The sequence below is a fragment of the Nonomuraea sp. NPDC049758 genome (assembly GCF_040674635.1).
Classification (GTDB): Bacteria; Actinomycetota; Actinomycetes; order Streptosporangiales; family Streptosporangiaceae; genus Nonomuraea.
Window position 1 is genome coordinate 56,041 of record NZ_JBFAMZ010000021.1, and the last position, 20,850, is coordinate 76,890.

Consider the following 20,850-nt stretch of genomic DNA (forward strand, 5'->3'; position numbering starts at 1 on the left):
TCAAACCTCCTGTGCGGCTGCGAGCAAATGCGCGACACCCGTCGCGCGGTCCGTCAAGTGCAGGCGTACGGCGGGCCGTCCGCGGGTCTCCAGCGCGGCCAGGTCGCCCAGCGCCTGCGCGAGCTGGAGCCGCCCCAGCGTGTACGGCTGCCCGGGGACGGCGACGTCGTCGGCCACCGCACCCGTGATCTGCAGGAACACGCCGTTCTGCGGCCCGCCCTTGTGATACTGGCCGGTCGAGTGCAGGAATCGCGGCCCCCACCCGAACGTCACCGGCCGGTTGGTGCGGATGGCGAGCAGAGCGCGCAGCGTGGCCGCGTCGGCCATCATCCACGCGTCGGTCATCTGCTCGAAGTCGGCCCCCTCGGGCACCGGCGCGTCGAAGGCGGCCAGCCGGTCGAGGTAGGCCATCACAGCCAGGTAGCCGTCGTGCGGAATGGCCTTCAGCAGCTCGGCCAGCACGCCGGGCAGGTCGTGGGAGCGGACCGCGCCGTAGACCTCGACGGGCCCGTCGACCAGCGCGGGCGCGCCCAGCGGCAGGTCGGGCAGGGCCAGCAGGGCCGCGGTGTTCTCCTTGGACTCGGCCACGTTCGGCTGGTCGAACGGGTCGATCTCCAGCAGCAGCCCGGCCACGGCGGTCGCGTACTCCCAGACCAGGAACTGGCCGCCGAGCGGCCCGTCGACGCGTACGGCGCCGTTGTCGGACTCGATCGCGACGATCAGCTCGTCGTGGGTGTGGTTGGGGTCGGCGTTGACGATCGGCAGGATGCCCCTGCCCTGCTTGCCGGTGGACTCGGCGACGAGCTGCTCGATCCAGTCGGGCAGTCCGTTGATGCCGGAGAGCTGGTCCTCCAGCACGAGCTTGTCGCGCCCGGCCAGCGCCGCGCCGCCGAGGGCCGCGCCCAGGTCGAGGCCGGGGTTGCCGGTGTCCAGGGACAGCAGCGGCAGCACCTCCTCGGCGTCGTCCAGCAGCCGCTCGACGTCGGCCCCGGCCAGCGCGCTCGGCACCAGCCCGAACGCCGACAGCGCCGAATAGCGGCCGCCCACGTCGGGGACGGCCAGCACCAGGTGGTAGCCGCCGTCGACGGCCCGCTGCTCCAGCGGCGAGCCGTGGTCGGTGACGACCACGATCCGGTCGGCGGGCGAGATGCCCGCCTCGGTGAAGATCTGTTCGTAGATGCGCAGGTGGCAGTCGGTCTCGACGGTCGAGCCGCTCTTGCTGGCCACCACCACGACCGTGGACTCCAGCAGGTCGGTCAGCGCCCGCCGGACCTGCGCGGGGTCGGTCGTGTCGAGCACGGTCAGCGGCACGTCGGCGGTCTGGCAGATCACCTCGGGAGCCAGCGACGAGCCGCCCATCCCGGCCAGCACCACGTTCGTCAGGCCCTCGGCGCGCGCCCGCTCCACGAGCTTGCCCAGCTCGGGAAGGAGCTCGCGGGAGGTGCGCGGCAGCGTCAGCCAGCCGAGCCGGACCGCCGCCACCGCCTCGGCGTCCTCACCCCACAGCGTGGGGTCGCCGCCGGCCAGCCGCGCGGGCACGCCGTCGGCGACGAGGCGCCCCGCGACGGAGGAGGCGGCCGCGGCCACCCCCTCCTCGCGGTAGGACACCTCGATCATGGCACCAGATTCTTGGTGACGCTCTCCAGCAGCTCGTTCCAGGACGCCTCGAACTTCTCGACGCCCTCCTCCTCCAGCACCCGCACGACGTCGTCGTAGTCGATGCCGGCGTCCTTGAGCGCGGCCATGGTGTTCCAGGCCTGCTCGTAGAAGGGACGCACGGTGTCGCCGGTGACCTGGGCGTGGTCGGCGGTGGCGTCGAGCGTCTTCTCCGGCATCGTGTTGACGGTGCCGGGGGCGACGAGCTGGTCGACGTACATGGTGTCGGAGTAGTCGGGGTTCTTCACCCCGGTCGAGGCCCACAACGGGCGCTGCGGACGGGCGCCCGCGGCGCGCAGGCGCTGCCAGCGCTCGGAGCTGACGACCTCCTCGTAGGCGGCGTAGGCCAGGCGCGCGTTGGCGATGCCGGCCTTGCCCTTCAGCTCCGGCTTGCCGAGCTTGTCGAGCCGCTTGTCGATCTCGGTGTCGACGCGGCTGACGAAGAACGAGGCCACCGACTCGATCGTGGCCAGGTCCAGGCCCTTGGCCTGCGCGGCCTCCAGGCCGGCCAGCCAGGCGTCCATGACCGCGCGGTAGCGCTCCAGGGAGAAGATCAGCGTGACGTTGACGCTGATGCCCTCAGACAGCGCCTGCGTGATCGCGGGCAGGCCCTCAAGGGTGGCCGGGATCTTGATGAACAGGTTGGGCCGGTCGACCATCCACCACAGCGCCCTGGCCTCGGCCACGGTCTTCTCGCTCTCGCGGGCCAGCCGCGGGTCGACCTCCAGCGAGACGCGGCCGTCCACGCCGCCGGTGGCGTCGTAGACCGGGCGCAGCACGTCGGCGGCCCAGCGGATGTCGTACGTGGTGATGGCGCGGACGGCCTCCTCCACGGTGACGCCGCGGACGGCCAGGTCGTGGAGCTGGGCGTTGTAGGCGTCGCCCTTGCTGAGCGCGCCAGCGAAGATCGTCGGGTTGGAGGTGACCCCGACGACGTTCTTCTCGCGGATCAGCTGGTCGAGGTTGCCCGTGCGCAGCCGCTCGCGGCTGATGTCGTCGAGCCAGATGGAAACGCCCTGGCCGGACAGCTTGTTGAGGTTCTCGCTCATCTTCTTCTCAGTTTCCCGTCGTCTCGCCCTTGTCCTGACCCAGCTTGGCGAGGCTCGCCTTGGCCGCGGCCGCCACGCGCTCGGCCGTGAGCCCGAACTGCTCGTACAGCGTCTTGTACGGCGCCGAGGCGCCGAAGTGCTCCAGGCTGACCACTTCGCCGCACTCGCCGACGAACTGGTGCCAGCCGAGCGCGACGCCGGCCTCGACCGCGACCCGAGCCCTGATCGAGCTCGGCAGGACGGTCTGCCGGTAAGCGGAGTCCTGCCCGTTGAACCATTCGACACACGGCATCGACACCACTCGTGCCGGGATGCCCTGCGCCTCCAGCAGCTCGCGGCCCTGCACGGCCACCTCGACCTCGCTGCCGGTGGCGATGATGATCACGTGCGGCTGGCCGTCGGACGCCTCGCGCAGCACGTAGCCGCCGCGGGCCACGCCGTCGGCGCTCGTGCCCTCGAAGACCGGCACGTTCTGTCTGGTCAGAGCCAGGGCGGCGGGACGGTCGGTGTGCTCCAGGATCGTCTTCCACGCGTGCGCGGTCTCGTTGGCGTCGGCCGGGCGGACGACGTCGAGGCCGGGGATGGCGCGCAGCGCCCACAGGTGCTCGATCGGCTGGTGGGTGGGGCCGTCCTCGCCCAGGCCGATGGAGTCGTGCGTCCAGACGTAGGTGACCGGCAGCTTCATCAGCGCGGCCAGGCGCACCGAGGGGCGCATGTAGTCGGAGAAGACCAGGAACGTGCCGCCGTAGGGGCGGGTGCCGCCGTGCAGGGCGATGCCGTTGAGAATCGCGCCCATGGCGTGCTCGCGGATGCCGAAGTGCAACGTGCGGCCGTAGCGGTTACCGGGGAAGTCCTTGGTCTGGTACTCCTCGGGGATGAAGGACGGCTCGCCCTTCATCGTGGTCAGGTTCGACTCGGCCAGGTCGGCCGAGCCGCCCCACAGCTCGGGCAGCACCGGCGCCAGCGCGCCCAGCACCTCGCCGCTGGCCTTGCGGGTGGCCATCGAGGAGCCGGTCTCGAACTCGGGCAGGGCCGTGGCCCAGCCGGCGGGCAGCTCGCGGTGGGAGATGCGGTCGAACTCCTTGGCCCGCTCGGGGTTGGCCAGGCGCCATTCGGCATAACCCTTGTCCCACTCGGCGCGCTCGGTACGGCCGCGGGCGACCACCTCGCGGGCGTGCTGCAGCACCTCGGCCGGCACGTCGAAGCTCTTGGCCGGGTCCATGCCCAGGATCTCCTTGGTCGCGGCGATCTCCGCCTCGCCCAGGGCCGCGCCATGGATCTTGCCGGTGTTCTTCTTGTTCGGCGCCGGCCAGCCGATGATCGTGCGCAGCCGGATGAAGGAGGGCCGGTCGGTCTCGGCCTTGGCCGCCTCCAGCGCCTCGTACAGCGCCTGGACGTCCTCCTCGTACTCGCCGCCGGCGGTCCAGTCGACGCTCTCGGTGTGCCAGCCGTAGGCCTCGTAGCGCTTGACGACGTCCTCGGACTTGGCGATGAGGGTGTCGTCCTCGATGGAGATGTGGTTGTCGTCGTACAGGACGACGAGGTTGCCGAGCTTCTGGTGGCCGGCCAGGGCGCTGGCCTCGTGGCTGATGCCCTCCTCGATGTCGCCGTCGCTGACGAAGCACCAGATGTGGTGGTCGAACGGCGAGGAGCCGCGCTCGGCCTCGGGGTCGAACAGGCCGCGCTCACGGCGGGCCGCCATCGCCATGCCGACCGCGTTGCCCAGGCCCTGGCCGAGCGGGCCGGTGGTGGTCTCCACGCCGGCGGTGTGGCCGTGCTCGGGGTGACCCGGGGTCAGGCTGTCCCACTGGCGCAGCCGCCGCAGGTCGTCGAGCGTCAGTCCGTAGCCCGACAGGTAGAGCTGGATGTAGAGCGTCAGGCTGGTGTGGCCGCACGACAACACGAACCGGTCGCGGCCCGCCCAGTTGGGGTCGCTGGGGTCGTGGCGCATCACGCGCTGGAACAGCAGGTATGCGGCGGGGGCCAGGCTCATGGCGGTGCCGGGGTGACCCGAGCCCGCCTTCTCCACTGCGTCCATCGCCAGGGCCCGGACGACGTCGACGGCCTTCTTGTCGAGGTCGGTCCATTCAAGGGCTGGCACGAGTTCGGTGCTCAAGTGCTCGATCTCCGGAATCTAGTTGTCATTTGGCAGTACCTGTTGGCTATCCCGCCCACACGGGACCCTAACCGAGTGGAGCTGGCGATCGATTCCCATTCCACCCTCGCGTGTCCATGAATGGCGCAAGCCCCCCATTGGCCGGACCGTCCGCCCCTGCGACTACAGTTTGTTTGTTCGCAGAGGCGCCACGGCGCCACTCATCGATCCGCTCTAATCAGAGGTTACGCGTTGACTCCGCACAGGCTGGAAGCGCCTTGACGGTGCTGACCAACAGGCAGGCCACGGCCCCCTCGACCGAGCCCGGGGCGCCGCGCACGTTCGGCATGGTCGTGAAGGCCTACGTCGCGCTCACCAAGCCGCGGATCATCGAGCTGCTGCTGATCACGACCCTTCCGGTGATGTTCCTGGCGGCCGGCGGGCTGCCGCCGCTGTGGAAGTCGATCGCCGTCATGGTCTTCGGCACCCTGTCGGCGGGCAGCGCCAACGCGCTCAACTGCTACGTCGACCGCGACATCGACCAGAAGATGCGGCGCACCCGCCGCCGGCCGCTGGCCCGGCACCAGGTGTCGCCGCGCGGCGCGCTGGTCTTCGGGATCGTCCTGGGGATTTTGTCCACTGTTGGCCTGTGGCTCACCACCAATTGGCTGGCCGCGGTGCTGTCCACCGGCGCGATCCTGTTCTACGTCATCGTCTACTCGATGCTGCTCAAGCGCCGCACGGCCCAGAACATCGTCTGGGGCGGCATCGCGGGCTGCATGCCGGTCATGATCGGCTGGGCGGGCATCACCGAGCGGCTCGACTGGGCGCCCCTGGTGCTGTTCGGCGTGGTGTTCTTCTGGACGCCGCCCCACACCTGGACCCTCGCCATGCGCTACAAGGAGGACTACGCGGCGGCCAAGGTGCCGATGCTGCCGGTGGTGGCCACCGAGCGGCGGGTGATCCTGGAGTCCGTGGCCTACACCTGGGCGACCGTGCTGTGCTCGCTGGCCCTGTGGCCGGTGGCCGGCACCACGCTGTTCTACCCGGTCGTCGCGGTCGTGCTCGGCGTGGTCTGCCTGTGGGAGGTCCACCGCCTGCTGGCCCGGCTCAACGCCGGCAAGAGCGGCGTCGACCTGCGCCCGATGCGCTTCTTCCACTGGTCCAACGCCTACCTCGCGCTGCTCTTCCTCGCCGTCGCGATCGACCCGCTGCTGGCCTGACCGCCGTGACCGTCCTGACCGCCGTGCGCGAGGCCCCAGCGGCGCGTGTCCGGACGGTGAGGAGTGGCTGTCCCGCGCGGGCGGTCGGCACGGACCCCGGCCCTTCGATCCGTTAAAGTCACGGTATGGCGACCCGTGATCCACGCTGGGTGTTGAAGGACCGCCCGTCGTTCGCGTTGATCACCGGGCTGGTCCTCACCGGCATCTGCGCCCTGGTCTCGTTCTCCTTCGACGTGATCAACGGTGAGCCGGTGCAGTTCTTCATCGCGCTCGGGCTCGCCCTGGCTCCGGTGCCGCTGCTGCTGGCCGCCGTGCTGGCGCTCGACCGCATGGAGCCGGAGCCGCGCAGCAACCTGATCTTCGCCTTCGCCTGGGGCGCGGGCATCGCCGTGCTGGTCGCCGGCGCGATCAACTCGCTCAACCTCCACTACTTCATCGACACCGCCAAGCTCTCGCCGACCAGCGCCCGCAACCTGGCGGCCACCTTCGGCGCGCCGGTGGTCGAGGAGACGATGAAGGGCCTGGTGCTGCTCGGCCTGCTGAAGTTCCGCCGGGCCGAGCTCGACGGCCCCACCGACGGCATCATCTACGCCAGCATGGTCGGCCTCGGCTTCGCCATGAGCGAGAACGTCAGCTACTACCTGTCGGCGCTCAACGGCAACGGCGTCAGCAGCCTGGCGGTCACCGTGGTGCTGCGCGGCATCCTGTCGCCGTTCGCCCATCCGCTGTTCAGCTCGATGATCGGGGTGGCCGTCGCCTACGCGGCCCAGCGCCAGGGGCCCGAGCGGGTCTTCCTGGTGCTGGCGGGCTGGTCGGGGGCGATGATCCTGCACGGCCTGTGGAACGGCCTGGCCTCCTACGGCGGCTTCCCCGGGCTCGTGGTGGCCTACCTGGCGCTGCTGGTGGTGCTCGTCGTGCTGATCGGCGTGGTGTTCAGGGACCGGCGGCGCATCGTCGCGCTCATCCAGACCTACCTGCCGCCGTACGAGCCGACCAGGCTGGTCGGGCCGGCCGACATCTACATGTTGTCCACGTTCGCCAGGCGCCGCCAGGCCAGGCAGTGGGCCAGGGCCTACGGCGGCAAGCGGGGGGTGCGCGCCATGCGCGACTACCAGCTCGCCGCCACCGAACTGGGCCTGCTGCACGAGCGGGCGGCCCGCCACATCGTCGACGAGCAGGCTTTCCACGAGGAGCAGCGGGCCCTGCTGGAGTGCATGAGCACCGCCCGCGCCGACTTCCCGGTGCCGCCGGTGCACGCCCGCCGGATGGCCAGGGGCACCCCGCCGCCCGGCTACGCGCCCGGCGCGCCCCGCTGAGCCAGGATCCGGGTCAGCGAGACCTCGCGCGGCCCGGGGTAGACCGGGTCGGAGTGCAGCAGCAGCGCGTCCACGACGGCCTTGCCGGTGGCCAGCAGCTCCCGGGTGGCGTAGGCGTACGTGGTGGCCGCCCACTGGCGGGTGGAGTCGTCGCCCACGCCGAACGTCTCCAGCCCGGCCGTCCGGCACAGCGCGACGGCCCTCGGCAGGTGGAAGACCTGGGTGACGACGGTGACCCGCTCGGCGCCGAACACCCGGCGGGCCCGTACGCACGAGTCCCAGGTGTCGAAGCCGGCGTAGTCGAGCACGATCACGTCGGTCGGCACGCCCTTGCGCAGCAGGTAGTCGCGCATGGCGGTGGGCTCGTCGTACTCCTTGCGGCTGTTGTCGCCCGACAGCAGCAGCGCCCGCACCTTGCCCGCCCGGTAGAGCTCGGCGGCCACGTCGAGCCGGCGGGCCAGCATCGGCGTGGGCTGCGTGCGCCACAACCCGGCGCCGAGCACCAGCGCGGCCTGCGCGGGCGGCACCCGGCCCAGCCAGCCGCCGCTGTCGGCCACCACGCGGTGCGGCGAGCTGTCGAGCCAGGCCCAGGTCATGGGCGCCAGCGCGAGCACGCTGACCAGCACCAGCCCCTGGTACGTACGACGCAGCAGCCGGCGCGAGAGCCTAGGGAGTCGCAGCACACCCCATACCATCGCACAACGGTCAGACCGGAGCGGGCGCTTCCGCGTGAGCGGCGGCGGCCGGGGCCTCCAGCGGGCCTCTGGTGCGCAGCGAGGTGACCACCCGCAGCGCGGCGATCCACACCAGCGAGGCGCCGAGCACGTGCAGCAGCACCAGCGCGGCGGGCACGGCCAGGAAGTACTGGGTGTAGCCGATCACGCCCTGGCCCAGCTCCACGACGAACAGCCCGAGCGCGGCCCGCCTGGCCGCCCGGGGCGCGCCGGTCACGCGCAGCGCGAACAGCAGCGCGAACGTCAGGCCGACGACGACGTAGACGATGTCGGCGTGCAGCCGGGCCACGGTCTCGATGTCGAAGCCGAACCGGGAGGCGATGACGTCGCCCGAGTGCGGGCCCGTGCCGCTGACCACCACGCCCGCCACCAGCAGCACCGCCGTGGCGGCGAGCAGCGCGTGGCCGAGCCGCCGGACGTCGCGGTGGGCCACCCCGGCGGCCGGGCCGTCGCCCTCGCCGGCGCGGGCGTAGAGCATCCAGCAGGCGGCGATCAGTGCCATGGAGATCAGGAAGTGCATGCCGACCGTGAACGGGCTGAGCGCGGTCCTGACCACCAGCCCGCCCCACAGGGCCTGGGCCAGCACGCCCGCCGGCTGCAGCAGCGCCAGGCGCACCAGCGCCCGCCTGCGCGGGACCAGGCGCAGCGCCGCGACGACGCACGCCGCGCCCACCGCCAGCACCAGGAACGTCAGCAGCCGGTTGCCGAACTCGATGAGCATCGTGAGCATCGACATCTCGGGATGGGCGACGGGCACGAAGCTGTCGGGCGTGCACCTCGGCCAGGTCGGGCAGCCGAGCCCGGAACCGGTCACCCGCACGCCCGCGCCGGTCACCGCGATGCCCGCGTTGGCCACCACGGACGCCAGCGCCCAGCCGCGCATCGAGCGCGCGGTCGGCGCCCAGAACGAGCGCAGGGCGCGGGCCAGGACGTTGGGGCGGACGGTGGATTCCTTCACGTCAACGATGGTACGGGCCAGGTGGGACGGTCCCGTCAGGGGCTTCTCCGGAACGTGACAATGTGACATGTTACTCCTGGCGACTTTCCCGACCCGGTCCCGGAGGGGTTCGAACTGTGATCACAACTGTCGACTACCACACGGGCGGTGAGCCGTTCCGGATCGTCACCGGAGGCGTCCCCGGCATCCCCGGGGCGGACGTGCTCACCCGGCGGGAGAACGCGCCCGCCCACGCCGACCACGTCAGGCGGCTGCTGTGCCACGAGCCGCGCGGGCACGCCGACATGTACGGCTGCTTCCTCGTCCCGCCCGACGACGCAGGGGCGCATCTGGGTGCGCTGTTCTGGCACAAGGACGGCTTCTCGACCGCGTGTGGGCACGGCACGATCGCCCTGGGGGCATACGCGGTGCAGGAAGGGCTGGTCGAGGCCGAGCCCGACGGGGAGACCGACGTGGTGGTGGACGTGCCGTCGGGGCGGGTCAGGGCGCGGGTGCGGTGCTCGGGCGGGCGGGTGGCGGGGGTGACGTTCGTGAGCGTCCCGTCGTACGTGATCGCGCGGGACGTGGCCGTCGCTGGAACCAAGGTTGATATTTCGTACGGTGGGGCGATTTATGCGTCTATTTCGGCTGGGGAGTTGGGGCTGTCCGTCGAGCCCCGCCACCTGACCGCCCTCGTCGGGCACGCCCGCCGCATCAAGGCCGCCCTGGCCGGCCACCCCGCCACCCACCACCCACACGACGACCGCCTGTCCGGCGTCTACGGCGTCATCTTCTACGACGACCTTCCGGCCGACGACCTTCCGGGCGACGGCGTGCCGGGGGGTGGGTCGGCGGGCGGCGGATTGGCGGGCGGCGAGCTGCCGAATGGCGGGTCGCCCGGCGTGGGGTCGGCGGGGGCTGATGGGAGTGTCCGGCAGCGTAACGTCACCGTCTTCGCCGACGGTGAGGTGGACCGGTCGCCGTGCGGGTCGGGCACCGCCGCCAGGATGGCGCTGCTGCACGACGCCGGCCTGCGCGGCACCCTGGTGCACGAGAGCGTCGTCGGGTCCGTCTTCCGGGCGCGGGTGGCCGGGGTGACGGCCGAGGGGATCGTGCCGGAGATCGAGGGCATGGCCTACCGCACCGGCCGGCACGTCTTCGAGCTCGATCCCGACGACCCGATCGGAACGGGGTTCACGCTGCGATGAGCGCTCTTCCCTACATCGACGGGCCCGTGCTGGAGCGGCTGGTGCCGGTCGGCCGCGCGGTGGCCGTCCTCGAACAGGCCCTGCGCGACGGGCTCGACCCCGAGCTGACGCCCCGGCGGCCGGCCGTGGACCTGCCGGCCGGGCAGCTCCTGCTCATGCCCGCCGCCGCCGGCCGCTACGCCGGGGTCAAGGCCGTCACCGTCACGCCCGCCAACCCCGGTCGCGGGCTGCCCCGCATCCAGGGGACGTACCTGCTGCTGGACGGCCCGACCCTGGCCCCGCTCGCCGCCCTGGACGGCATCGCGCTCACGTCCCTGCGCACGCCCGCCGTCTCCGCCCTGGCCGTCGCCCACCTGGCCGAGCCGGACGCGCGCCGCCTGGTGGTGTTCGGCAGCGGACCGCAGGCGTACGGGCACGTCCTGGCCCTGCGTGAGGTGCGGCCCGTCGAGCACGTCACGGTCGTGGGCCGCGACCCCGCCCGCGCCGCCGCCCTGGCCGCCCGCTGCCGCGCCCTGGGCCTGACCGCCGAATCCCTGACCGCCGAATCCCTGACCGCCGATTCCCCGACCGCCGATTCCCCGACCGCCGATTCCCCGACCGCCCAACCCCTGACGGCCGGACCCCTGACCGCCCGAACCCCCGCCGGTGCGGTGCCCGGCGCGGTGGCCGACGCGATCCGGGCCGCCGACCTCGTCGCCTGCTGCACCACGGCCGCGCAGCCGCTGTTCCCCGGTAAGCTCGCCCGGGACGGCGTCACCGTGGTCGCGGTCGGGTCGCACGAGCCCGGCGTCCGCGAGCTCGACGGCGACCTCGTCGCCCGCGCCACCGTGGTCGTCGAGGCCAGATCGGCCGCCCTGGAGGAAGCCGGCGACGTGATCATCCCGATCCGCCACGGTACGATCACCTCTGGTCATCTCGCCGGGAACCTCGCCGAGCTGATCGCCGGGAGGGTGGTGGCCGGTCCCGGCCCGCGGGTGTTCAAGAGCACGGGCATGGCGTGGCAGGACCTGGTGGTCGCCGCGGCCGCGTACGAGGCGTGGAAGTAGGAGGGAAGGCGGATGGCTGCCGAGGACCGGCTCGACCTGCCGATGGTGGGGGAGCGCCAGAGTCTGCGCGAGCAGGTCGCGCACGCGCTGCGGGCCGCGCTGATCACCGGTGAGATGCGGCCAGGGGTGGTCTACTCTGCGCCCGTGCTCGCCGCGCAGTTCGGCGTCTCGGCCACGCCGGTCCGCGAGGCCATGCTCGACCTGGCCAAGGAGGGCCTGGTCGAGGCCGTGCGCAACAAGGGCTTCCGGGTGACCGAGCTGTCCGACCGCGACCTCGACGAGCTGACCCAGATCCGTGAGCTGATCGAGGTGCCCACCGTCTCGCGGCTGGCCGACAGCGCCCGCGCCGAGGAGTTCGAACGGCTGCGCCCGATCGCCGAGGAGATCGTCTCGGCCGCCGACCGGGCCGACCTGCTCGCCTACATCGACGCCGACCTGCGCTTCCACCTGGAGCTGCTGGCCCTGGCGGGCAACGTCCACCTGGTGGAGGTGGTGCGCGACCTGCGCAACCGGGCCCGGCTCTACGGCCTGTCGCAGCTGGCCGAGCGCGGCTCGCTGACCGACTCCGCCAGGGAGCACCTGGCCATGCTCGACGCGCTCAAGAGCGGCGACGGCAAGGCGGTCGGCCACCTGATGGGCGAGCACATCGGCCACGTCCGGGGGATCTGGGCCGAGCACTGACGCCTGCCGCGTTTCTTTACCGTCCGAATTCAGAAGGTTTGTCCGTTTTGGGGTAATGTGTTGGTGAAAGCTTTCACGAACTGATCTTCCTGAGAGCCTCACAAGCCCGGTCACGCGGACGCCTGCATCCGCTGACCTTCACCGGGCTCGGCGACCCGCCCACCTCGAAGCCGAGCCCTCCGCCGCGCGCCCGAGAGATCCCCATCCCCGCGGGCGCGCGGCGGCACCTTCTCGGGTACTCGTTACCGCCCGGTCATCAGCGCCCGGTCATCAGCGCCCGGTCATCAGCGCCCGGTCATCCGGGTCGAGCCGAGGCTGGCGGCCACGACGCACACGATCGCCGCCCACTGCTGCACGTGCAGGACCTCGCCCAGCACCAGCACGCCCGCCAGCGCCGCCACGGCCGGCTCCAGGCTCATCAGAATGCCGAACACGTGCTTGGGCATGCGCCGCAGCGCGTGGAGCTCCAGCGAGTACGGGATCACCGACGACAGCAGCCCCACGCCCAGCCCGATCAGCAGCAGCGACGGCTGCAGCAGGTCGGTGCCGCCGGTCGTGACGCCCACCGGCGCGATCACCAGGGTCGAGACGATCATCGCGAACGACAGCCCGGTCGTGCCGGGGAAACGCCGCCCGGCCGCCGCCGACAGCAGGATGTAGGCCGCCCAGCACGCGCCCGCCACCAGGGCGAACCCGATGCCGAGCCACCAGGCCGCCGACGCCTGCTGCCCCCAGGGCGCCAGCAGCGCCACGCCGAGACCGGCCAGGCCGATCCAGGCCAGGTCGAGCCTGCGCCGGGAGGCGGCCACGGCCACGCCCAGCGGGCCGAGGAACTCGATCGCCACCGCGACGCCCATCGGCAGCCGCGACAGGGCCTCGTAGTACGACAGGTTCATCAGCGCGAGCGTCAGGCCGAAACCGGCCCCGACCGCCCAGTCGCGCCACCCCAGCCCGCGCAGCTTCGGCCTGGCCACCGCGGCCATGATCAGGCCGCCCGCCGCGATGCGCAGGAACACCACGGCGCTCGGCGGCAGGACGGCGAACAGGTTCTTGGCGAACGCGGCGCCGAGCTGCACCGAGACGATGGACAGCAGGACGAGCGACGAGGGCGGGATCGAGTCCGCGGCCTGGCGCAGCAGGCGGCCAGGCCGGGGCAGCGCCGGGCGGCGATCGAAGGGATCGTCGAGGGCGAAGTCGGTCACGGAACTCCTCGCGCGGAAGGTGGGGCGGTCGTCCAGAGCGTACTGACCTCGGACGACATCTCCGCACGCGGGGTGGCGCGCCCCCTCACTCCCAGCGAAACAGCCGCCTCACTCCCAGCGGAACAGCCCCTCACTCCCAGCGGAACAGCCGCGAGACCAGCGCCAGGGTCAGCGCGGCCCAGCCGGCCAGGACGAGCACCGGCCCCAGCGGCAGCGCCGCCCCCTGGGCGAGCACCGCGCGCAGGCCGCCGGTCAGCGCCGAGATCGGCAGCAGCTCCAGGACCGGCCGCGCGCCCTCGGGGAACTTCGACAGCGGGAAGATCACCCCGCCCGCCCCCAGCAGCACCAGGTAGACCAGGTTGGCCGCGGCCAGCGTCGCCTCGGCCCGCAGCGTGCCCGCCATGAGCAGGCCGAGGCCGCTGAAGGCCGCCGTGCCCAGCACGACCAGCACCGCGGCGGCCAGGAACGACCCGTGGGGCCGCCAGCCCAGCGCCAGCCCCACGGCCACGATCACGGCCGCCTGGATGACCTCCACGGCCACCACCGCGGCCGTCTTGGCCAGCATGAGCCCGGCCCTGGACAGCGGGGTCGCGCCCAGCCGCTTGAGCACGCCGTAGCGGCGCTCGAAGCCGGTGCCGATGGCCTGCCCGGTGAAGGCCGTGGACATGACGGCCAGGGCCAGCACGCCCGGCACGAGGAAGTCGACCCGCCGGCCGCCCCCGACGTCGACCAGCGGCGCCAGCGAGAAGCCGACCAGCAGCAGCACCGGGATGATCAGGGTGAGCAGGAGCTGCTCGCCGTTGCGCAGCATCGTGCGGACCTCCGAGCCGGCCTGCGCGAGCACCATGCGCGGGAACGGCGCGGCGCCCGGCGCGGGCGAGAGGTCGAGCACGGGGGTCATCGCAGCTCCCTGCCGGTCAGTTCGAGGAAGACGTCTTCGAGGGTACGGCGCTCGATGCGCAGGTCGTCGGCCGTGACGCCCTCCGCCGCGCACCAGGCCGTGACGGTGGCCAGCAGCTCGGGCCCCACCTGGCCCTCGATGATGTAGTGGCCGGCCGGCGACTCCTTGGCCGCGCTGCCCACCGGGAGCGCGTTGAGCAGCTCCTCCAGCGTGAGCCCCGGCCGGGCCCTGAACCTGAGCTGCCGCTCGGCCCCGGTCAGCGAGGCCGGGCTGCCCTCGGCCACCACGCGCCCCCTGTCGATGATCACGACGTGGTCGGCCAGCCGCTCGGCCTCCTCCATGTGGTGGGTGGTCAGCACCACCGACACCCCGGCGCCGCGCAGCTCGCCGACCAGGTCCCAGCAGGCGTGCCGGGCCTGCGGGTCGAGCCCGGCGGTCGGCTCGTCGAGGAACACCAGCTCCGGCCTGCCGATCACGGCCGCGGCCAGCGACAGCCGCTGCTGCTGCCCGCCCGACAGCCGCCGGTAGGGGGTGCGCGCGTGCTCGGCCAGCCCGAGCCGGGTCAGCAGCGCGCCGGGATCGTGCGGACGGGCGTAGAAGCGCGCGACCAGGCGCAGCCACTCGGCGCAGCGCATCGCCGGCGGCACCCCGCCGGCCTGGAGCATCACCCCGACGCGCGGGCGCAGCTCGGGCAGCGTGGGCGACAGGCCGAGCACCCGGACCGTGCCGGAGTCGGCCTTGCGGAACCCCTCGCAGATCTCGACCGTGGACGTCTTACCCGCGCCGTTGGGCCCGAGGACGGCGGTGACCGCGCCGCGGCCGGCCCGCAGGGTGAGGCCGTCGAGGGCGGTCCGGCCGCCGTAGCGTTTGACCAGGTCGACGATCTCGACGGCTGGGGAATCCATGGCCACGAGTTTAGGGACTGCGCCGGGCGGTCCGGCCCCCAGGTACGCGCCCGGCGAACGCCCGCCGGGTGGCCCTGTCCGGAAATGGACGGCCCTTGACCGGACCGTTCCCCGGAAAGGCGTGAGAACCGTGGGAAGTGCGGCGATGAGCTCCACATGTCGCGACGCAGTGAATACGACCCAGGAGTTCCGTGCTGGGTGGACCTGGCCAGCACCGACGTCCCCGGCTCGGCCCGGTTCTACGGGGATCTGTTCGGCTGGCGGGCCGACATGGTCGACGACCCGGCGGCCGGCGGCTACGGGATGTTCGTCCACGAGGGCAGCAAGGTCGCCGGGATCGGCCCCGTCCGCGACGGCGGCTCCACCTCGCTCTGGAACACCTACGTCGCCACCGACGACGCCGCCGCGCTGGCCGGCCGGGTCAGGGACGCCGGCGGCACGGTCGTGGCGGAGCCCATGGCGATCTTCGACGAGGGCACCATGGTCGCCCTGCGGGCCCCCGACGGCTCCTACGCCGCCGCCTGGCAGGCGGCCGCCCACGCGGGTGCGGAACTGGTCAACGAGCCCGGCTCGTTCTGCTGGAACGAGCTGTGCACCCGGGACGCGCCGGCCGCCGAGCGCTTCTACTCGGCGGTCTTCGGCTGGACGTCCCGCACGTCCGACCTGGGCGGCATGGCGTACACCGAGTGGGTGGCGGGGGAGGCGGCCGTCGCGGGGATGATCCCGATGCCCGACGAGGCCCCGGCGGAGCTGCCGTCGTTCTGGCTGACCTACTTCGCGGTCGCCGACCTCGACGCGGCCCTGCACGCCGCCGCCGACGCCGGCGCCGACGTGCTCACCGGCGTGACCGAGGCGCCGCCCGGCCGGTTCGCGCAGCTCATCGACCCGCAGGGCGCGGCGTTCGGGGTCATCCAGCTCAACGAATCGTCATGAAATATCTGATAACCGGGAATTAGGAGGACCGAATCCCGGTTTGATCCCTCGGCCCTCGTGGGTCATCGGCCTGCGAGGGGAAGGGGTTCACGCATGTCCGTGGCAGAAGCCGCGTCCGCCGCCATTGGGAGCAAGGGCGAGACCAAGGGCGGGAGGCGGGGGCTGCTGCTGGTCATCCTGGGCGCGCTGTCGGCGATCGGCCCGCTGTCCATCGACATGTACCTGCCCGCCCTGCCCGCCATCACCGAGGAGATGCTCAGCGCTCCCGCGCAGGTCCAGCTCACCCTCACCGCCTGCCTGATCGGCGTCTCCGTCGGTCAGGTCGTCGCCGGCCCGGTCAGCGACGTGCGCGGGCGGCGCGTCCCGCTGATCGTGGGCGTGTCGGGGTTCATGGTGGCCTCGCTGCTGTGCGCGTTCGCGCCGTCGGTGCCCGTGCTGATCGTCCTGCGGCTGCTGCAGGGCGTTCTGGGCGGGGCGGCGCTGGTCATCGTGCGCGCGGTCGTCCGCGACCTGTACGACGGCGCCGCCATCGCCCGCATCTTCGCCACGCTCATGCTGGTCAGCGGCCTGGCGCCGATCCTCGCCCCCATCGCAGGGGCCCAGCTGCTCGCCTTCACCTCCTGGCGCGGCGTGTTCGTGGCGCTCAGCGTCGCCGGGCTCGTGCTGCTGCTGGCCGTGCTGCCGGGGGTGCGCGAGACGCTGCCCGCCGACCGGCGCGAGAGCGGCGGGCTGGCGCACACCGTGCGCACCTTCTGGCAGCTCCTGCGCGACCGCGCGTTCATGGGCTGCGCGCTCACCGCCGGGCTGGCCTTCGCGGCGATGTTCGGCTACATCTCCGGCTCTCCGTTCGTGCTCCAGCAGGTGTACGGCGCCACCCCGCAGCAGTACTCGCTCATCTTCGGGCTCAACGCGCTCGGCCTGACCGCGATGGCCCAGCTCGGCGGCCGCCTGTCGGGCCGCGTGGAGCCCGCCCGCCTGGTCGTCGCCGGGCTGCTCACCGGCCTGGTGGGCGCCGGGCTGCTGCTGGCCGCCGCGCTCACCGGGCTCGGCCTGGCCGGCATCGTGGCGGGCCTGTTCGTCATCATGCTGGGTCAGGGGCTCGTCCTGCCCGGCACGGGCGCGCTCGCGCTGGCCGGGCAGCCCGCCCAGATCGCCGGCAGCGCCTCGGCGCTGCTCGGCGTGCTGCAGTTCGCGCTGGGCGCGCTGGCCGCTCCGCTGGTCGGCCTGGCGGGCGAGGGCACGGCCGTGCCGATGGCCTGCGTGATGCTCGGCCTCATCATCTGCTCCACGCTCGCGTTCGCGATTCTGGGACGCCGAAAGGTTAGGTAAGCCTTACCTGCGTGAGCAATTCCATTGGTGGCCTGCTCCGATTCGTTTGTGCAGCGGGAAGGAATTACGGCACACTGATGTTGTGAAAAACATGCCCACGATCGAGCCCGGTAGCGAGCGCAGCACCCGCGCGCGCGTCGCCAGGCTGATCCTTGAGCATGGTCCCGTGACGGCCGCCTCGCTCGGCGAGCGGCTGGGGCTGACGCCCGCCGCGGTGCGCAGGCACCTCGACGCGTTGCTGGCCGAGGGAATGATAGAGCCTCGCACGGTCAGGCCGCGCGGTCAGCGCGGGCGCGGACGGCCCGCCAAGCTGTTCGCCATCACCGACGCGGGGCGCAGTGCTTTCGAGCACGCCTATGACGACCTCGCCGGGAGCGCACTCCGCTTCCTGGCCGAGCGCATGGGACGAGAAGCCGTGACCGACTTCGCCCGCTCGCAGGTGTCGAGCCTGCTGACGCGGCTGGAGCCGGTCATGCGGACGGTGCCGGCGGACCAGCGCGTACAGGTGCTGGCGCAGGCGCTGTCGGCAGAGGGGTACGCCGCCTCGGCCAGCAAGGCCAAGTCGGGCGGCGACCAGCTCTGCCAGCACCACTGCCCGGTGGCTCACGCGGCCGCGGAGTTCCCGCAGCTCTGCGAGGCCGAGACGGAGGCGTTCGCGCAACTGCTCGGCACCCCGGTGCAGCGCCTGGCCACGATCGCGCACGGCGACGGGGTCTGCACGACCCACGTGAGCCCCAAGTCGCTGGCTGAATCCGTACACAGAGACAAGAGCAAGGAGACCGGAAGGTGACTGTCACCGACCGCCCGGAGCTGGAAGGCCTCGGGAATTACAAGTTCGGCTGGGCCGACCCGGATGCCGCGGGCGCGGTTGCCAAGCGTGGCCTGTCCGAGGAGGTCGTCCGCAACATCTCCGCGCTCAAGAACGAGCCGGAGTGGATGCTCGACCTTCGCCTGAAGGGCCTCCGCCTGTTCGCCAAGAAGCCGCTGCCCACCTGGGGCTCCGACCTCACCGGCATCGACTTCGACAACATCAAGTACTTCGTGCGCTCGACCGAGAAGCAGGCCGCTTCCTGGGACGAGCTGCCCGCCGACATCAAGAACACCTACGACAAGCTCGGCATCCCCGAGGCGGAGAAGCAGCGCCTCATCGCCGGCGTCGCGGCCCAGTACGAGTCGGAGGTCGTCTACCACAAGATCCGTGAGGACCTTGAGGAGAAGGGCGTCATCTTCGTCGACACCGACACGGGCCTGAAGGAGCACGAGGAGCTCTTCAAGGAGTACTTCGGCTCGGTGATCCCGGTCGGCGACAACAAGTTCGCCGCGCTCAACACCGCCGTGTGGTCCGGTGGCTCGTTCATCTACGTGCCGCCGAACGTCGAGGTCGAGATCCCGCTGCAGGCCTACTTCCGGATCAACACCGAGAACATGGGCCAGTTCGAGCGGACCCTGATCGTCGTGGACGAGAACTCCTACGTCCACTACGTCGAGGGCTGCACCGCGCCGATCTACTCCTCCGACTCGCTGCACAGCGCGGTCGTCGAGATCATCGTGAAGAAGAACGCCCGCTGCCGTTACACGACCATCCAGAACTGGTCGAACAACGTCTACAACCTGGTCACCAAGCGCGCCGTCGCCTACGAGGGCGCGACCATGGAGTGGATCGACGGCAACATCGGCTCCAAGGTCACGATGAAGTACCCGGCCGTCTACCTGATGGGCGAGCACGCCAAGGGCGAGACGCTGAGCGTCGCCTTCGCCGGCGAGGGCCAGCACCAGGACGCCGGCTCCAAGATGGTGCACCTGGCGCCCAACACCAGCTCCAGCGTCATCTCCAAGTCGGTGGCGCGCGGCGGCGGCCGCACCTCCTACCGCGGTCTCGTGCAGATCGAGGAGGGCGCCCACGGCAGCGCCAGCACCGTCAAGTGCGACGCGCTCCTGGTCGACCAGATCAGCCGCTCCGACACCTACCCGTACGTCGACGTGCGCGAGGACGACGTCTCGATGGGCCACGAGGCCACGGTCTCCAAGGTCAGCGAGGACCAGCTCTTCTACCTCATGAGCCGCGGGCTCGGCGAGGACGAGGCCATGGCGATGATCGTGCGCGGCTTCGTCGAGCCGATCGCCCGCGAGCTGCCCATGGAATACGCGCTCGAGCTCAACCGGCTGATCGAGCTGCAGATGGAAGGAGCCGTCGGCTGATGGGCCTGAACGAGAAGCCCCTGTCGACCCTGCACGAGAAGGCGTCCTACGAGCTGGGCGACTTCGAGGTCCCGACCGGGCGCGAGGAGTCGTGGCGCTTCACGCCGCTGTCCCGCCTGAAGGGCCTGCACAACGGCAAGGCCGACCCCGTGGGCCACGTGCGCCTCGACGTCGAGGCCGCGCCCGAGGTCGTCGTCGAGACGGTCGGGCGCGACGACGCCCGCGTCGGCAAGGCGTTCACGCCCACCGACCGGGTCAGCGCGCAGGCGTGGAACAGCTTCGAGAAGGCGACCGTGATCACGGTGCCGCGCGAGGCCGTCGCGTCGAAGCCGACCGTGCTCACCCTGACCGGTGAGGGCGACGGCGCCGCCTACGGCCACATCGTGGTCAAGGTGGAGCCGATGGCCGAGGCCGTGGTCGTGCTCGACCACAAGGGCAGCGCCGTCTACGCCGACAACATCGAGTTCGTCGTCGGCGACGGCGCCAACCTCAAGGTCGTCAGCCTCCAGGACTGGGACGACGACGCCGTGCACGTCTCCCACCACCACGCCCAGCTCGCCAAGGACGCGACCTTCCGCAGCTTCGTGGTGACCCTCGGCGGCGACCTGGTCCGGCTCTCGCCCAGCGTGGCCTACACCGCGCCCGGCGGCGACGCCGACATGTCCGGCGTCTACTTCGTCGACGCCGGCCAGCACCTGGAGCACCGCCTCCTGGTCGACCACTCCCAGCCCAACTGCAAGAGCAACGTCGACTACCGCGGCGCGCTGCAGGGGCAGGACGCGCACGCCGTCTGGATCGGCGACGTGATCATCAGGGTCGAGGCCGAGGGCACCGACACCTACGAGCTCAACCGCAACCTCATCCTCACCGACGGCGCCCGCGCCGACTCGGTCCCCAACCTGGAGATCCTCACCGGCGAGGTCGCCGGAGCCGGGCACGCCTCGGCCTCGGGCCGCCTCGACGACGAGCACATCTTCTACCTCCAGGCCCGCGGCATCCCCTACGACGAGGCCCGCCGCCTGGTCATCAGGGGCTTCCTCGGCCAGCTCATCGAGAAGATCCAGATCGAGGAGATCCGCGACCGCGTGCTGGCCGCGGTGGAGGCGGAGCTCGCGCGATGAGTTTCGAGAAGGTCTGCCAGGTCGCCGACATCCCCGACGGCGGCGTCATCGGCGTCGAGGTCGGGGAGACCCCGGTGGCGCTGGTGCGCAAGGGCGCCGACGTCTTCGCCCTGCACGACGTCTGCTCGCACGCCGAGGTGAAGCTCAGCGAGGGCGAGGTCTACGACGGCACGCTGGAGTGCTGGCTGCACGGCTCGTGCTTCGACGTGCGCTCCGGCAAGCCCACCGGCCCGCCCGCCACCAAGCCCGTGAACGTCTACACAGTCAAGATCGACGGCGACGACGTCCTCGTCTCGCTCTCGAAGGAGTCATAAA

At 71.8% G+C, this 20,850-nt stretch carries 19 protein-coding genes; 11 read left to right on the plus strand and 8 right to left on the minus strand.

Annotated elements, in window-relative coordinates; all coding sequences use genetic code 11:
- From AB0J46_RS40485 to tkt, 3 genes are read right to left on the minus strand one after another with little or no spacing between them, the layout of a single operon-like run.
- Positions 1 to 1,617, minus strand: coding sequence for a glucose-6-phosphate isomerase (locus AB0J46_RS40485; protein WP_364340057.1), 1,617 nt, complete (start codon positions 1,615 to 1,617; stop codon positions 1 to 3).
- Complete coding sequence (tal, locus tag AB0J46_RS40490; protein WP_352364404.1) at positions 1,614 to 2,705, minus strand: transaldolase; 1,092 nt, start codon at positions 2,703 to 2,705, stop codon at positions 1,614 to 1,616. Before tal ends, AB0J46_RS40485 begins: the two co-directional genes overlap by 4 nt.
- 7 nt (positions 2,706 to 2,712) lie before the next feature.
- Complete coding sequence (tkt, locus tag AB0J46_RS40495) at positions 2,713 to 4,821, minus strand: transketolase (RefSeq protein WP_364340059.1); 2,109 nt, start codon at positions 4,819 to 4,821, stop codon at positions 2,713 to 2,715.
- A 257-nt stretch (positions 4,822 to 5,078) separates the two neighbouring features.
- On the opposite strand from tkt, the gene AB0J46_RS40500 reads away from it, so the two are divergent.
- Positions 5,079 to 6,023: a heme o synthase gene (locus AB0J46_RS40500; protein WP_364340061.1), complete on the plus strand. Its 945-nt coding sequence runs from the start codon at positions 5,079 to 5,081 to the stop codon at positions 6,021 to 6,023.
- Positions 6,024 to 6,148: 125 nt separating this feature from the next.
- On the plus strand, positions 6,149 to 7,339 hold the full coding sequence (locus tag AB0J46_RS40505) for a PrsW family intramembrane metalloprotease (RefSeq protein ID WP_352364398.1): 1,191 nt from the start codon (positions 6,149 to 6,151) through the stop codon (positions 7,337 to 7,339).
- Here AB0J46_RS40505 and AB0J46_RS40510 read toward each other — a convergent pair.
- Together AB0J46_RS40510 and AB0J46_RS40515 are read right to left on the minus strand one after the other, a co-directional pair.
- Positions 7,315 to 8,022 (minus strand): ElyC/SanA/YdcF family protein, encoded by a 708-nt coding sequence (locus AB0J46_RS40510; RefSeq protein WP_364340063.1) that lies wholly within the window; start codon positions 8,020 to 8,022, stop codon positions 7,315 to 7,317. The genes AB0J46_RS40505 and AB0J46_RS40510 overlap by 25 nt on opposite strands.
- A 22-nt stretch (positions 8,023 to 8,044) precedes the next feature.
- Entirely contained in the window at positions 8,045 to 9,031 is a 987-nt protein-coding gene (locus tag AB0J46_RS40515) for a COX15/CtaA family protein (protein WP_364340065.1), read from the minus strand.
- Positions 9,032 to 9,147: 116 nt separating this feature from the next.
- Here AB0J46_RS40515 and AB0J46_RS40520 point away from each other — a divergent pair, with 116 nt between their 5' ends.
- From AB0J46_RS40520 to AB0J46_RS40530, 3 genes are read left to right on the plus strand one after another with little or no spacing between them, the layout of a single operon-like run.
- Positions 9,148 to 10,218: a proline racemase family protein gene (locus tag AB0J46_RS40520; RefSeq protein ID WP_364340067.1), complete on the plus strand. Its 1,071-nt coding sequence runs from the start codon at positions 9,148 to 9,150 to the stop codon at positions 10,216 to 10,218.
- Positions 10,215 to 11,264, plus strand: coding sequence for an ornithine cyclodeaminase family protein (locus AB0J46_RS40525; RefSeq protein ID WP_364340069.1), 1,050 nt, complete (start codon positions 10,215 to 10,217; stop codon positions 11,262 to 11,264). Before AB0J46_RS40520 ends, AB0J46_RS40525 begins: the two co-directional genes overlap by 4 nt.
- Before the next feature lie 12 nt (positions 11,265 to 11,276).
- Positions 11,277 to 11,945: a GntR family transcriptional regulator gene (locus AB0J46_RS40530; protein ID WP_352364390.1), complete on the plus strand. Its 669-nt coding sequence runs from the start codon at positions 11,277 to 11,279 to the stop codon at positions 11,943 to 11,945.
- Between the two features lie 284 nt (positions 11,946 to 12,229).
- On the opposite strand, the gene AB0J46_RS40535 is transcribed toward AB0J46_RS40530, so the two are convergent.
- The 3 genes from AB0J46_RS40535 to AB0J46_RS40545 form a co-directional block, all read right to left on the minus strand.
- Positions 12,230 to 13,147, minus strand: a complete 918-nt coding sequence (locus AB0J46_RS40535) for an EamA family transporter (protein WP_364340071.1) — start codon at positions 13,145 to 13,147, stop codon at positions 12,230 to 12,232.
- A 130-nt stretch (positions 13,148 to 13,277) separates the two neighbouring features.
- On the minus strand, positions 13,278 to 14,048 hold the full coding sequence (locus AB0J46_RS40540; protein ID WP_364340073.1) for an ABC transporter permease: 771 nt from the start codon (positions 14,046 to 14,048) through the stop codon (positions 13,278 to 13,280).
- On the minus strand, positions 14,045 to 14,953 hold the full coding sequence (locus tag AB0J46_RS40545; protein ID WP_358300138.1) for an ABC transporter ATP-binding protein: 909 nt from the start codon (positions 14,951 to 14,953) through the stop codon (positions 14,045 to 14,047). The genes AB0J46_RS40540 and AB0J46_RS40545 overlap by 4 nt, the downstream gene beginning before the upstream one ends.
- Positions 14,954 to 15,109: 156 nt before the next feature.
- Here AB0J46_RS40545 and AB0J46_RS40550 point away from each other — a divergent pair, with 156 nt between their 5' ends.
- The 6 genes from AB0J46_RS40550 (at position 15,110) to AB0J46_RS40575 (ending at position 20,849) form a co-directional block, all read left to right on the plus strand.
- Positions 15,110 to 15,886 (plus strand): VOC family protein, encoded by a 777-nt coding sequence (locus tag AB0J46_RS40550; RefSeq protein ID WP_364340075.1) that lies wholly within the window; start codon positions 15,110 to 15,112, stop codon positions 15,884 to 15,886.
- 93 nt (positions 15,887 to 15,979) lie between these two features.
- On the plus strand, positions 15,980 to 17,215 hold the full coding sequence (locus tag AB0J46_RS40555; RefSeq protein WP_364340077.1) for a multidrug effflux MFS transporter: 1,236 nt from the start codon (positions 15,980 to 15,982) through the stop codon (positions 17,213 to 17,215).
- A gap of 91 nt (positions 17,216 to 17,306) precedes the next feature.
- Entirely contained in the window at positions 17,307 to 18,005 is a 699-nt protein-coding gene (locus tag AB0J46_RS40560) for a metalloregulator ArsR/SmtB family transcription factor (protein ID WP_364340079.1), read from the plus strand.
- Positions 18,002 to 19,414: a Fe-S cluster assembly protein SufB gene (gene sufB / locus AB0J46_RS40565; RefSeq protein WP_357983315.1), complete on the plus strand. Its 1,413-nt coding sequence runs from the start codon at positions 18,002 to 18,004 to the stop codon at positions 19,412 to 19,414. The genes AB0J46_RS40560 and sufB overlap by 4 nt, the downstream gene beginning before the upstream one ends.
- On the plus strand, positions 19,414 to 20,535 hold the full coding sequence (sufD, locus tag AB0J46_RS40570; RefSeq protein WP_364340081.1) for a Fe-S cluster assembly protein SufD: 1,122 nt from the start codon (positions 19,414 to 19,416) through the stop codon (positions 20,533 to 20,535). Before sufB ends, sufD begins: the two co-directional genes overlap by 1 nt.
- Complete coding sequence (locus tag AB0J46_RS40575) at positions 20,532 to 20,849, plus strand: non-heme iron oxygenase ferredoxin subunit (protein WP_352325535.1); 318 nt, start codon at positions 20,532 to 20,534, stop codon at positions 20,847 to 20,849. The genes sufD and AB0J46_RS40575 overlap by 4 nt, the downstream gene beginning before the upstream one ends.
- The last annotated feature ends 1 nt before the right edge of the window (position 20,850 follow it).

What these genes read in the sequence shown, in the direction of transcription:
- AB0J46_RS40575 (WP_352325535.1), top strand. Translation starts at nt 20,532, where the DNA reads ATGAGTTTCGAGAAGGTCTGCCAGGTCGCCGACATCCCCGACGGCGGC.
- AB0J46_RS40560 (WP_364340079.1), top strand. Translation starts at nt 17,307, where the DNA reads ATGCCCACGATCGAGCCCGGTAGCGAGCGCAGCACCCGCGCGCGCGTC.
- AB0J46_RS40530 (WP_352364390.1), top strand. Translation starts at nt 11,277, where the DNA reads ATGGCTGCCGAGGACCGGCTCGACCTGCCGATGGTGGGGGAGCGCCAG.
- AB0J46_RS40555 (WP_364340077.1), top strand. Translation starts at nt 15,980, where the DNA reads ATGTCCGTGGCAGAAGCCGCGTCCGCCGCCATTGGGAGCAAGGGCGAG.
- sufD (WP_364340081.1), top strand. Translation starts at nt 19,414, where the DNA reads ATGGGCCTGAACGAGAAGCCCCTGTCGACCCTGCACGAGAAGGCGTCC.
- AB0J46_RS40525 (WP_364340069.1), top strand. Translation starts at nt 10,215, where the DNA reads ATGAGCGCTCTTCCCTACATCGACGGGCCCGTGCTGGAGCGGCTGGTG.
- AB0J46_RS40485 (WP_364340057.1), bottom strand. Translation starts at nt 1,617, where the DNA reads ATGATCGAGGTGTCCTACCGCGAGGAGGGGGTGGCCGCGGCCGCCTCC.
- AB0J46_RS40540 (WP_364340073.1), bottom strand. Translation starts at nt 14,048, where the DNA reads ATGACCCCCGTGCTCGACCTCTCGCCCGCGCCGGGCGCCGCGCCGTTC.
- AB0J46_RS40545 (WP_358300138.1), bottom strand. Translation starts at nt 14,953, where the DNA reads ATGGATTCCCCAGCCGTCGAGATCGTCGACCTGGTCAAACGCTACGGC.
- AB0J46_RS40505 (WP_352364398.1), top strand. Translation starts at nt 6,149, where the DNA reads ATGGCGACCCGTGATCCACGCTGGGTGTTGAAGGACCGCCCGTCGTTC.
- tal (WP_352364404.1), bottom strand. Translation starts at nt 2,705, where the DNA reads ATGAGCGAGAACCTCAACAAGCTGTCCGGCCAGGGCGTTTCCATCTGG.
- AB0J46_RS40550 (WP_364340075.1), top strand. Translation starts at nt 15,110, where the DNA reads ATGTCGCGACGCAGTGAATACGACCCAGGAGTTCCGTGCTGGGTGGAC.